A 12,746-nucleotide genomic window follows, 5' to 3' on the forward strand; every position below is an offset into this window, starting at 1 on the left:
TCGAATAATAGGATAGCCCCATGAAAATTAATCTAACTAAAAAAGAATATCGAGCATTGCTTGATATGTTATACCTAGCTGACTGGGTTCTTCATGCCTATACCATAAAGGAAAATGAACAGGATGAGTACGAAGCTTTAAAGAAAAAGCTATTGTCTTATTTCAAGGAAATGGATGCAGAAGACAAAATAGAGTTTTCCCCAGAGCTCAATGATTACTTTGAAAAAGCAGATTTTGAAGATTACCTTAATGAGAAAATTATTCAACCCTATGAAAACGAACTTTTCTGGGATGAGCTAATTCATAGACTGAGTGAACGAGACATGGTTAAAGCATTAGGAATGGAACAATACAGTAAAATGGATGCTATCGAGCGAATAAAAAGAATGGAAGAAATTAAAGAGCAATATGCTAATGAATTTGAAGCGCAGGGCCTTGCTAACTTAAAATTAATGACAGTTACTTGCTAATTTTTATAGTTATTAACAGATAGAAGTGGTTGTAACACTAGTAATCTACATAGTCAGAAAGGGGTTTGTTGCACTTCGCGTGAGATTCTCCATCTTTAAGTTGTAAGTCTGATAAATTCTATAACTAGTCTGTCACATTTTCGCTTAAACGAGAGTTGGCGAGAGTATTCTCATCTCCTGCGGTTGGCTAAATTATCTTTCAACGGTCGCTCACGCCCGTACCCCTTTGTTTTCTGCAAAGGGCTACTCAGGATAGTTCTTGCCCCCTTGTCTGTTACTAAAAGATTAAAATTAAATCATTTTGGCTTTATTTAATTAATTATGATTTTTTCCTGCTTTTAAAGTTAATTCCCTGATTTTTAGCTATATTTTTATTTTGTCATAAATTTTGTTAAAGTCGTAAATAGAAGAACTATCAACCAGTAAATATATGGTGATAAAAAACTCCCTTTATAAAGAAGAATTGGTTAATTTGCCAGAGCAAGATATTCTTGCTTGTTTACCCTGTGGTCTTCTGATTCTTAATGCAAACGGTAGAATTATTTGGTTAAATACTGCTGCAGAGGCGCTGCTAGGTTCTGATTTACAAGGTGCCTCATGGCGTGAGGTTATTCAACGAGCTTTTGCTCCTCGCGAAGATGATGGGCATGAAGTGTCTTTGGTAGATGGACGCAGAGTACGTGTGGCTATTTCTTCCCTGGATAATTTGCCAGGACAATTGGTTACATTAACCGATTTAACCGCAACTCGAGTTTATGAACAAGCCAAGGCTAACCAGCATCGGTTAATGGCGATAGGCAGGATGACAGCGCAATTGGCTCATCAAATAAGAACCCCGCTGTCTTCAGCTATTCTTTATACAGAACATTTGGCTGCGCATCAAGATATGGATAGTCGCTGTTTACAGTGGATCATGCGACTGCAAGAATGTCACGCAAGTATTGAGCAACAAATTCAGGATCTCCTTCTATTTGCTCGAGGCGAAACAATCGAACTTTCACAAGTTTCTATTCAAGACTGGTTGAATCAATTAATAGAAAGAGCACAACCTCTTATTGAAGCTCAGTCTGCCGAATTAACGGTTAATAATTCCTTACAAGATAAAATGCTGCCCTTACATAGCGAATCATTGACTGGAGCAATGTTGAATTTGATTATTAATGCCTTGCAGGCAAAAGCAAGTTTTATTACGGTTAATATTCAGGAGACTGAGAAAAATAAGGTGCAAATTAAGGTAATGGATAATGGAACGGGGATGTCGGAAGATATTAAATCACAGGCCTTTGCCCCCTTTTTTACAACAAAGGCACAGGGAACAGGTTTGGGGCTTGCTGTTGTGAATGCAGTGGTTAAGGCCCATGGCGGAGAGGTGGTATTGGATTCTTTGTCAGGACAAGGGAGTTGTATAACGATTAATCTACCAGGATAATGGTACTTTAACAAAGGATTTTACCATGAGTGATGTATTGATAGTTGAAGATGATCCGGTTTTACGTGAAGCGCTTGCAGAAACAATGAATCTGGCAGGGCATTCTTATCTTGCTGCTAAAGACGGTAAGGAAGCATTAGCCATGCTTGAACGTCATAGTCCTGCTATTGTTCTTAGTGATATACGCATGGATAAGCTTGATGGTCAACAATTACTTGCAGAAATTCAACGTCGTAATCCTGGTGTACCCGTCATTTTGATGACTGCGCATGGTTCTGTTGAGGATGCTGTTGCTGCAATGCGCCATGGTGCGGTTGATTATTTACAAAAACCTTTTAGCGCACATGCTCTGACTGAAAAGATTAATCGCTATATTAAACCATTGTCTACAGAGGATGATCAACCTGTCGCTCAGGATCCTAAAAGTCAAGCCTTATTATCCATGGCATTGCGTGTGGCGCAGTCTGATGTCGGGGTGATGATTAGTGGGGAAAGCGGGACAGGAAAGGAAGTATTAGCTCATTTTATTCACGATCATTCTCCTCGCAAACAACATCCTTTTATCGCCATTAACTGCGCGGCAATTCCTGAGCAAATGCTCGAGGCTACGCTTTTTGGTTATGAGAAGGGAGCTTTCACTGGTGCCTATAAATCTACTCCAGGTAAATTTGAACAAGCGCAAGGAGGTACCTTGCTTCTTGATGAGGTGAGTGAAATGAGTTTAAGCTTGCAAGCGAAGTTATTGCGGGTACTGCAAGAAAAAGAAGTTGAAAGAATAGGGGCTAATAAGCTTATTCAGCTTGATGTAAGAGTACTGGCTACCAGCAATAGAAAATTGCTTGATGAAGTGAAAGCAGGTCGGTTTCGCGAGGATTTATATTATCGTCTTAACGTATTTCCTCTGCATTGGCTACCATTAAGAGAGCGTGTATGCGACATAATTCCTCTGGCAAATTATTTAATTCGCCGCCACTGTCAGAATAATCAACCGGTCATTCCAGTGCTAAGTGAAGAAGCCACAAAAGCTCTTCTGGAGTATAGCTGGCCTGGTAATGCGCGTGAACTGGATAATGTGGTACAGCGAGCTTTAGTGCTACAAACACATGGAGTGATTGAAGTGCCGCATTTACAGCTTCCGCAATCGTTGGACGAGAATGCCTCGGCACCTACAGAAGAGATAAAAAAAAGCGACACAAAAAGCTTACAAAATCACGAATTTGAGTTAATTTTAAGGACGCTGAAGGAACACAATGGAAATCGACAGCAAGTTGCCGCAGTTTTAGGAGTTAGTGAGCGTACCTTGCGTTATAAGCTGGCGAAAATGCGTGAGGAAGGATACGTTATATAATTGCTGTCTCTTGATCATCTTTCTGCCTACCCCCTGCGCTTTATGCGCGGTACATAGGATAGTAAAGCTGGAGTGAATTTTCAGAGATGTGTATAAGATTCAGGTATGATGAAGGGCTACCATGAGGTGGTTTTACCAAAGCAAGGTAATAAGAACAGTTTGCTTGGGGTCACGGAGGCGAATATGAGTGAAATAAATACAGTATCTTTATTAAATCAACTACGGCTAATGGCTGCTAAAGCTGAAGGTGGTACTGTCGAATTTGGTGCGGCTACTGTGCCTTTTGGTGCTGTATTACAAAATGCATTGGATGCAACTAATCAATTGCAGCAAAATGCAGATGCTCTGAAAGCCCGATATGAGATGGGTGACCCTAAAGTGGGTATTGGTGAGGTTATGGTGGCTGCTCAAAAATCAAATTTGTCATTTGAGGCCACCTTGCGGGTGAGAAATAAAATGGTACAAGCATACCAAGACATCATGAATATGCCTATTTAACAGGGTTGAGGAAGATTTTATCTCATAAGGGACAGGAGTTATCATGACGTTGGCGGATAATGCTTCAGCTGCTGCTGCAAAATTTGGAAATTTATCTATTCCGCGACAAATAGGGTTAATACTTGGACTTGCAGCCAGTGTTGCGATTGGAGTGGCTGTCGTTTTGTGGTCACGTGAGCCTAATTACATGCCTTTATATAATGAAATCAGTACACGCGATGCAGCGGATATTGTTGACTCATTACAGCGAAATGGCATTGCTTTTAAAGTGGATAAAAATCAAGGGACAATCCTAGTAGCTGCTGATGAAGCACAGAATGCTCGTCTTAAACTGGCTGCAGAAGGATTACCGCGGGGTAATGGTGCAGGTTATGAGCTATTTGCCGATAAAAATACCTTTAACAGCAGTCAGTTTATGGAGAACGCACGTTACAAACAAGCTTTAGAGACTGAATTGGCACGTACTATTAGCCAGTTCCATGACGTGAAGTCAGCACGTGTCCATTTGGCCATTCCGCGTGAATCTGCTTTCATCCGGGATAACCGTGAACCGAGTGCATCAGTTTTTATTGATGTATATCCTGGGGTAGAGATTAAAAAACAGACTATAGCCTCCATAATTAATCTGGTCGCATCAAGTATTCCAAGTCTTTCGGCCAGTAAAGTAACAGTGGTTGATCAAAATGGCCAACTGCTAAGCGAGGGAGCGGGGCAAACATTATTTACCCATACTGAGCGTTATATGGAGTATCGACAAACTCTAGAGCATCAATATGTGCAAAAAATTCAGGATATCTTGACGCCTCTTTTAGGATTTGGTCGCGTTAAGGCAAAAGTCTCAGCTGATATAGATTTTACTGCCTTTGAACAAACTCAGGAGATGTACAATCCTGAATCTCAGTCGTTGCGTAGCGAGCAAAAAATGGAAGAAAAGCGCAATGTAGGGTCTACACCGAGTGGAGTCCCTGGTGCTTTATCCAATACGCCTCCAGCCAATGCTGCATTACAACCTAATAAAAACAACAATAATGACAATAATCAAATAAGTAATAATACCGATACAGCCCAGGGCAATGACTTTCGGACGCAGACGACTAAAAATTTTGAACTGGATAAGACTATCAGTCATACAAAAAATCAACCAGGAACTATCAAGCGACTCACTGTGGCTGTCTTGGTAGATGATAGAGCAGTGCTAAATCCAAAGACAAAGCAAATGGAAACACAACCACTGACTCCTGCCGAAATTGATCAAATTAAAATGCTGGTTGCTAATGCAATTGGCATCAATCCGAAACGTGGTGATAGCATCAATGTATTAAATAGTCATTTTGTTAAGCCTGAGCCTATCGATCCAATTCCCGAACCGCATTTTTGGCAGAAGGATTTGTTTTGGTCAATAATAAAACAAATTGGCGCTGCTCTTTTTGTGCTGGCACTTATTTTTGGACTGTTTAGACCCTTGTTTAAGTCCTTGGTTGGTCAGCAGAAAGAAGAGCCTGAGCCTGAACAACAACCTGAACTGACTTATCAGGCACAACAAAATCTATTACCTATCGCCAATGATTATGAATCACAATTGGCATTACTACGCCAGGTAGTAGATAAAGAACCCAAACGGGTAGCACAAGTAGTAAAAACCTGGGTTGAACGAGGATAAACATGGATGGAATAGAACGGGCTGCAATTTTACTTTTAGGTATGGGTGAGAAAAATGCTGCCGAGGTACTAAAGCACCTTGAACCACGGCAAGTGCAAAAAGTAGGAATGGCTATTTCTACCATGAGCAGTGTGAGTAAAGCCAAAATGCAGGGTGTTCTGGGTGAGTTTTTAAATGCCATTGAAGATCAAACCAGCTTAACTGTGGATGCGGAAAACTACCTTAGAACAGTCTTGATTAATGCCTTAGGCGAAGAAAATGCCATTCCATTTATTGATAGAATCCTTGTTTCTGATAAAGACAGTGGACTTAATCGTCTTAAATGGCTGGATGCACGCTTAATTGCTGATGTTATCCGCAATGAACATCCACAAATTATTGCCACAATTTTAATTCATCTGGATAGCGAGCAGTCAGCAGAGGTAGTAAGTTACTTCTCTTCTGAGAAGCGTGCAGAGGTTTTACTGCGCATGTGCACTATTGATACTGTAAAACCAGAGGCTATTTCAGAACTCGGTCATGTCATTGAGCGGCAGCTAAGTGGGCAGAAAGTGGGGAAAACTGCCTCTGCGGGTGGCATTAAAAGTGTAGCTGATGTTATTAATTTTCTTGAAGGTTCCGTAGAAACTGATGTGTTGGATAGAATCCAGGAATGGGATTCTGAACTGTGTGACAAGATCAAAGACAAAATGTTTGTCTTTGAAAATCTGGTGGATATGGATAATCGTAGCGTTCAGACCCTACTACGTGATGTTTCTACTGAACAACTTATGCTGGCACTTAAAGGAACAACAGAACCTGTAAAAGAAAAAATTTTTGACAACATGTCAAAACGAGCTGCTGATCTGTTAAGGGATGATTTAGAGATGCAGGGCCCTGTAAAAGTGAGTGAAGTTGAAAAAGCACAGCGAGACATTCTGGCGATTGCACGAAGTCTTGCTGAGGAAGGAAAGATTGCCTTGGGTACGAAAGGTGGCGATGAGATGATTTAAGTGATAACAGTACTCAGGATGTAACGACCGTGACTTACATCCGCGAGTCTTTAGCATTAGAGACAGACAATAGAGGCTACACGTGAAAAATGAGTTTCAACCGCTCTATCAAGAGAAGGACAAAGAGGAGTTTAATATTTGGGAACTCAAAATGCCTGAGCTTAAGCCTGCTGTAGAAATCAATCCTGAGGAGGAATTTGCCAAAGAGTGTGAAAAGCTACGTGAGGAGGCAAAACAGCAAGGTTATCAGGAAGGTCTACAAAAAGCTGCACTTGAACTGGAGGCAAAAAAACAGGAATTACTGGCCTGGTTTCATTTCTTTAAAAAGCCTGTTGCTCTCCTTGATAAAAAACTCAGCCATGAATTGATCCAAACAATTACATGGGTATGTGAAGTTTGTATTGGAATAGAACTATCTATCCACCCTGAGAAACTATTATTGCTCCTTGAAGATATAAAAAAGGAATTACCTACTCTTCAAGGAGAAAGGCAGCTCTTTATGAATCCAATTGATGTTCAATTGCTGCGCAGTGAGCTCAATGACCAGGAGATTGCAGAATTAAATAATATCCTTATCGCTGATGAAAAATTGGAAAGGGGCGATTTTTACTTAAAAAGTGATTATAGCGAACTGGATGGACGACTAAAAACGCGCTTACAGCAAATCTTTAAAAAGGAATTGTCTGAAACAGCAACGAACTCCCAAGACGAAGATTCTCACAATGGCCTGCTATGAGTCGCAATTAATAAAGAAGTTAAACAATTTGCGCTTAAAGCCTGCTACAGGTCTGCTTCATTGTGGTCGAGTCAGCAGAGCAGTGGGACTTACTTTGGAAGCGAGAGGTTTTCACCAACCGGTAGGAGCAAGATGTTGGGTAAAAATTAATCAAACAGACCAGGTTGAAGCTGAAGTAGTTGGATTTGATAATAAAAATGCTTATCTAATGTCTATTGGGCATACGCAAGGTATTGGACCAGGGATGCTTATTATTCCTAGCGGTAAAGTAGCACAAGTAGGTGTCGGATATAATTTATTGGGAAGAGTTATCAATGGTGCTGGAATTCCTATTGATGATAAAGGAGAAGTTGAAACATTAGAAAATTATCCTTTAATTAGTCAACCGTTTAACCCTCTCAAAAGAGCCGCAATTGATACGCCTATGGATGTAGGAGTGCGAGCGATTAATGGACTACTTACAGTCGGGCGCGGTCAGCGAATCGGTCTGTTTGCAGGTAGTGGCGTGGGAAAATCAGTGCTCCTTAGTATGATGACCCGTTTTACCGCAGCTGATCTTGTTGTGGTAGGATTAATTGGTGAGCGTGGGCGAGAGGTTAAAGAGTTTATTGAGCATAATCTCGGAGAAGAAGGTCTTAGACGTTCTGTTGTAGTGGCTGCCCCTGCTGATGAAAGTCCTTTGATGCGATTGCATGGCGCAATGGTAGCTACGAGTATTGCGGAGTATTTTCGTGATCAAGGAAAGCATGTTTTATTACTTATGGACTCCCTCACGCGCTTTGCTCAGGCGCAGCGTGAAATCGCCTTATCGATTGGAGAGCCCCCTGCAACGAAAGGTTACCCGCCCTCAGTATTTGCCAAACTACCACAATTGGTGGAACGTGCGGGTAACGGTAAGCCTGGTAGTGGGTCTATTACTGCCTTCTACACGGTATTAGCTGAAGGGGATGATCAGCAAGATCCAATTGCTGATGCGGCACGAGCAATTCTTGATGGACATATCGTGTTAGACAGAGAATTGGCTGAGGCAGGACAATTCCCAGCCATTAATCTTGAAGCATCCATTAGTCGGGTCATGCCGAATGTTGCTACAGAAGCTCAAATAAAGCAGATGCTTTTAGTAAAAAAATATTTAGCGATTTACGAAAAGAATAAAGATCTCATCTTATTAGGAGCCTATTCGAAAGGAAATGATAAACAATTAGACAAAGCAATCAAATTTCGTGATAAAATTAATGAATATATCGTTCAGCATATGGACGAAAAAGTAGATTTTACGATTAGTCTGCAATGGCTTGATCATTTGGCAGCTTTACTGGACGAAGAAGCTAAATCATGAACTCACGCAAGGAACGTTTGTTAAAATTATTAGCTGTAAAAGATCGAGCTACTAAAGTAGCCATGGAAAACTTACTGCGAGCACGCGAGCAATTTCTATCGGATAAATCACGTCACAACCAATTATTAGGATATCGTCAAGATTATGTGCAACAGCTTCATAATTTGGGTAATGCAGGGTGTATGGTAGGGCGTATGCGTAACCGAATTGATTTTATTGCACAACTGGATACAGTTTTGAGCCAACTGAACCAGCATCTGGCACAGCTTGCAAAACAACGGTCGCATTATGAGGCTATGTACAAAAAGGCGAAATCAGAGCAAGATGCTGTGAAGCGCTTGCTTGAACGTTTGGAAGAGCAACAACATTTAAAACAGGAACGAATGGAACAGAAAGAAAGTGATGAGTACGCGCAAAAGCAATGGTATAGTAAAAGTTCAACTATTAACTTTAATATAAAACGCGGTGAATAAATTAATTAAACGATGCTGGATGCTGCTAGCCATCCTAATTATTGCTGCCGCGGTTATTTCTAGCCTTTTCCGTGCATTAACTCCGTGGGCCACACAATACAGAACTGATGTAGAGCGTCATCTATCTGCTTTGTTAGGTGAACCTGTGACCATTCATGCTATGGAAACGGGGTGGTACTGGTTTGAACCTGTCATTAAATTAAAGCAAGTTGAAGTATTGGATGGTACTAAAGCTGTTCTCAAATTAAAAAAATTATTTGTAGGTATCAATCTCTTTAGTTCACTATGGCATTGGCAAATTCAGCCCGGGGTATTGTATATCGATGACTTACATTTAAGTTTGCATGAGACAGACAATGGCTGGGAAATTGATGGCATTGCTAATAAACAGAAGATGACTTTTGATTTTAAAGCTTTAAAGCCAGTGATGGAGTGGATTTTAGGGCAACAAAAGATTATTTTAAAAGATATCTCAGCCAATTTTTATTTTAAAAATGGCGCCCTAATTCCGTTTGATGATTTGGATTTAAGTATTGCCAACCACTCAGGGCGTTATCGTATAAAAGGTAATGCACACCTGGGACAGACTACCGCAACTCATTTTGAATTATTAGCTGACCTGGATTTAAATGCTGAGACATTAAATAATACATCAGGTCATATTTATTTTGCAGCTCATCAGTTATTGCCTGCCCAATGGCAACAATTTATGCCTCAAGCACGCTTTCGGGCAATGGGAGGAAAAGGAGATATCCAGCTATGGGCCGATGTTAGCAAAGGAAAGTTTGCAAATGCGCAAGCAAGATTAAATTTTGATCATTTGGCTTGGGGCGATAGTCAAACAGAAAAAGATCAATTAATACAGTCGTTGCGCGCCAATCTAGCCTGGAAGCCTCAAAAGAAGGGGGGGTGGCAACTTGCCGGTGATCACATCGGTTTGCGGTTGGGTGGTATTTCATGGCCGGAAAATTCTTTTTTAGTGCGTTATCAACCAAGTACGCAAAATTATTTTGTATATATTAAAAATATTTTATTGCAGTCTTTATTTTCAACGTCGATTGCCTGGCCTGAATCAATGAATGCTGTTTTGGCTATAAAACCTTTTGGTGAACTGCATGATACACAGCTCCAAATTAATGCAAAAAGGGTTGATTATCTTCTTTCGCGTTTTGTAAATCTTGGCTGGTTGTCGAATAACAATTATCCCGGTATTGAAAATTTATCGGGTGTGATTTATTGGCAGCCTAACGAGGGTCGGTTGGAATTTGATAGTAAAAACACCCTGGTTGTTCCTCAAGATCAGCCTCCTGTTAATTTTCCTGTGTTCAATGCTGCTTTTGATTGGAAGGAGTTAGACCAAGGCTTACGGGTAAGTATGGAGCGATTTATTATCAGTCATCCTTATCTTTTGCTGAGTGCTCAGGGAGTTGCTGATGAAGTTACTAAAGATTCTTTAGGTGCTGTGCGTTTGAAAGCAGAATTTTCTGCTAATCATGCCGAGGAATGGATGACTTATTTACCTTCCAGGCATTTAAAGCCCAAGTTGAATGCATGGCTTAAAAATGAGGTTAAACATATTGCCAAAGCTACGGGGGAGTTGACCATCAATGGTAATATGAAAGATTTTCCTTTTGACACACAACCAGGTGAGTTCTCGATTAAGAGCTATCTGTCAGGCGTGGATTTGGTTTTTGCTCCTAATTGGCCTCTAACTCGGGATATTGAAGCTTATTTGAATGTCAATAAACGAACTCTTGAAGCAAGCATTGTGCATGCCAATCTTCAGGGAATTGCAATTGAAAAGGGTAATGTACGTCTTAATAATTTGGGTTTAGATCGCGAAACATTATTAATTCATACCAAGGCAGAAACAGAGGCGAGAAAGGCTTTAACCTATGTACGATCTTCACCTCTGAAGAAAAAACTATCTGCTTTAAATATGTTGGAAATAAATGGACCGTTAGCTTTAGATTTACAATTAGAGGCACCACTTTATCCTGAGAATGATGACATATTGGCTTTAGGAGATATTGCTTTTAATAAAAACCATGTAAAAGTACATCATGCAGTGGACGATATCGAATTGAAAAATTTCTCGGGAACTCTGCAATTTGATCAAGACAGTGTCCTTGATAGTAACCTTCAGGCTTCTCTCTTGGGGAATCCAGTTGCTATTCTAATTAAAACCATTAAAGGACCAACGCCTTCAACGAAAGTAAGCGTTAAAGGCCAAACGGATATATCGGTTCTAAGAGACAAATTTAAACTACCTGTGTTTTCACTCATGCAGGGTTCTTTAGGGCTAGAGAGTTTATTGACGATTACCGATGAACCCGGTGATTTGGATCATTTGCGAATTCAAACTTCCTTACAGGGTTTAGCCATTGATTTGCCACCTCCTTTGGGAAAAACCAAGGAAAGCAAGGCTCCCTTAAATATTGATATTGATTTTAACCCGCAAAAAGCAGTGCGATTACGCTTTAATTATGCCAGTCGTCTTAGCAGTGATTTATTATTTTCCGGCAATAAAGGCAATTTTGCCTTGCAAAAAGGAAAAATTATTTTAGGGGATAAGAATATTGTTAGCCATGAACAACGGCATGGTTTACAAATTCTGGGTATCTTGCCGGAATTTGATTTGCAGCAATGGCTTCGTGTAAAAGAAAAAATGACAACCAATAATCAACAGAATATTCCTGATGCAATCCATTTAGTTGATATTAAATTAGGCCTTGCCAAAGTTTTCAATCAAAGTTATAAAAATCTATCTTTTAGGGCGCAAAAATACAATGAAAGTAGCTGGTCAATTCACTTAGAGCAAGAAAAAATTGCAGCCAATCTTCGCTATCAACCGGCTAGTAATACAGTCACTGGATTCATTGAAAGGCTACAACTGGACTTTGATCATCCTATTGATTTCACGTCTGCTTCCACATTAAAACCTGCTGATTTGCCCAATTTTGACTTAAGGATTGCTTCACTCCAGGTAAAGGGTTTAAATCTTGGTGATGTTGCACTGAAAACAAAAGCCTTTAAAAATCGATGGGAACTTAATTCTTGTAAAATCAAATCCCCATTTTATGAGCTCACCGCCAGAGGTAGCTGGGAAGGAAAGGGTAAAATTAATACCACTCAATTACAGGCAGATTTACATATCACCAATCTTGCTAAAAGTTTGGAGGAGTGGAAAATAAGTCCGGTGGTTGAAGCTAACAAAGGCGATGTACAGTTTAGAGGTGGTTGGCCTGGTGCAATCTATAATTTTTCTTTATCCAAGCTTCATGGGCAAATGGCAATGCGGTTTAAAGATGGCCGCATTACTAATCTAAGTCCTGAAACGGAAGAAAAACTTGGCTTGGGGAAATTGCTCAGTATTCTGAGCCTGCAGACTATCCCTCGTCGTCTTAAGCTTGATTTTAGTGATTTATCTGAGGATGGATATAGTTTCGATGAGTTTAAGGGAAGCTTTATGATTGACAAAGGAGTAATGACAACCAGGGACAGCTACATTGATGGACCTGTTGCTTATGCCAGTATGAAAGGAAATCTGGACATTGCCAAACAATATTATGATCTTGATTTAAAAGTTAATCCACATATTACAGCCAGCCTTCCAGTAGTAGCAACGATTGCTGGAGGACCTATTGCAGGCATTGCTACATGGGTAGCCAGTAAACTTATTAATCAGGGGATGCAAAGAATAAGCGGCTATACCTACAAAATTTCAGGCCCCTGGCGACAACCTATCGTGCAACAGGTCAAAATTATAAAAAAATCTAATGGTTGAAGCAGATTATAGGA

10 protein-coding genes are annotated in these 12,746 nt (G+C 40.3%); all 10 read left to right on the forward strand.

Annotated elements, in window-relative coordinates; all coding sequences use genetic code 11:
• Positions 1 to 20 precede the first annotated feature (20 nt).
• Entirely contained in the window at positions 21 to 470 is a 450-nt protein-coding gene (locus clem_RS04185; RefSeq protein WP_094089729.1) for a hypothetical protein, read from the forward strand.
• Positions 471 to 900: 430 nt separating this feature from the next.
• A complete protein-coding gene (locus clem_RS04190) occupies positions 901 to 1,899 on the forward strand; it encodes a sensor histidine kinase (protein WP_094090471.1) in 999 nt (332 codons plus the stop codon).
• 25 nt (positions 1,900 to 1,924) lie between these two features.
• A complete protein-coding gene (locus tag clem_RS04195; RefSeq protein ID WP_094090472.1) occupies positions 1,925 to 3,247 on the forward strand; it encodes a sigma-54-dependent transcriptional regulator in 1,323 nt (440 codons plus the stop codon).
• Between the two features lie 183 nt (positions 3,248 to 3,430).
• Positions 3,431 to 3,745, forward strand: coding sequence for a flagellar hook-basal body complex protein FliE (gene fliE, locus clem_RS04200; protein ID WP_094092266.1), 315 nt, complete (start codon positions 3,431 to 3,433; stop codon positions 3,743 to 3,745).
• Between the two features lie 43 nt (positions 3,746 to 3,788).
• Positions 3,789 to 5,405 (forward strand): flagellar basal-body MS-ring/collar protein FliF, encoded by a 1,617-nt coding sequence (gene fliF, locus clem_RS04205; RefSeq protein WP_094090473.1) that lies wholly within the window; start codon positions 3,789 to 3,791, stop codon positions 5,403 to 5,405.
• 2 nt (positions 5,406 to 5,407) lie between these two features.
• On the forward strand, positions 5,408 to 6,397 hold the full coding sequence (gene fliG, locus clem_RS04210; RefSeq protein WP_094090474.1) for a flagellar motor switch protein FliG: 990 nt from the start codon (positions 5,408 to 5,410) through the stop codon (positions 6,395 to 6,397).
• A gap of 82 nt (positions 6,398 to 6,479) precedes the next feature.
• Entirely contained in the window at positions 6,480 to 7,133 is a 654-nt protein-coding gene (locus tag clem_RS04215) for a FliH/SctL family protein (protein ID WP_094090475.1), read from the forward strand.
• Entirely contained in the window at positions 7,120 to 8,472 is a 1,353-nt protein-coding gene (gene fliI, locus clem_RS04220; protein ID WP_094090476.1) for a flagellar protein export ATPase FliI, read from the forward strand. The genes clem_RS04215 and fliI overlap by 14 nt, the downstream gene beginning before the upstream one ends.
• Positions 8,469 to 8,945, forward strand: coding sequence for a flagellar export protein FliJ (locus clem_RS04225; RefSeq protein ID WP_094090477.1), 477 nt, complete (start codon positions 8,469 to 8,471; stop codon positions 8,943 to 8,945). Before fliI ends, clem_RS04225 begins: the two co-directional genes overlap by 4 nt.
• Positions 8,938 to 12,732: a YhdP family protein gene (locus clem_RS04230; protein ID WP_232505558.1), complete on the forward strand. Its 3,795-nt coding sequence runs from the start codon at positions 8,938 to 8,940 to the stop codon at positions 12,730 to 12,732. The genes clem_RS04225 and clem_RS04230 overlap by 8 nt, the downstream gene beginning before the upstream one ends.
• The last annotated feature ends 14 nt before the right edge of the window (positions 12,733 to 12,746 follow it).

This window comes from Legionella clemsonensis, from assembly GCF_002240035.1.
GTDB lineage: Bacteria > Pseudomonadota > Gammaproteobacteria > Legionellales > Legionellaceae > Tatlockia > Tatlockia clemsonensis.

Coding starts and splice junctions, on each gene's coding strand:
- fliI (WP_094090476.1), top strand. CDS start 7,120: ATGGCCTGCTATGAGTCGCAATTAATAAAGAAGTTAAACAATTTGCGC.
- fliG (WP_094090474.1), top strand. CDS start 5,408: ATGGATGGAATAGAACGGGCTGCAATTTTACTTTTAGGTATGGGTGAG.
- clem_RS04195 (WP_094090472.1), top strand. CDS start 1,925: ATGAGTGATGTATTGATAGTTGAAGATGATCCGGTTTTACGTGAAGCG.
- clem_RS04225 (WP_094090477.1), top strand. CDS start 8,469: ATGAACTCACGCAAGGAACGTTTGTTAAAATTATTAGCTGTAAAAGAT.
- fliE (WP_094092266.1), top strand. CDS start 3,431: ATGAGTGAAATAAATACAGTATCTTTATTAAATCAACTACGGCTAATG.
- fliF (WP_094090473.1), top strand. CDS start 3,789: ATGACGTTGGCGGATAATGCTTCAGCTGCTGCTGCAAAATTTGGAAAT.
- clem_RS04185 (WP_094089729.1), top strand. CDS start 21: ATGAAAATTAATCTAACTAAAAAAGAATATCGAGCATTGCTTGATATG.
- clem_RS04190 (WP_094090471.1), top strand. CDS start 901: ATGGTGATAAAAAACTCCCTTTATAAAGAAGAATTGGTTAATTTGCCA.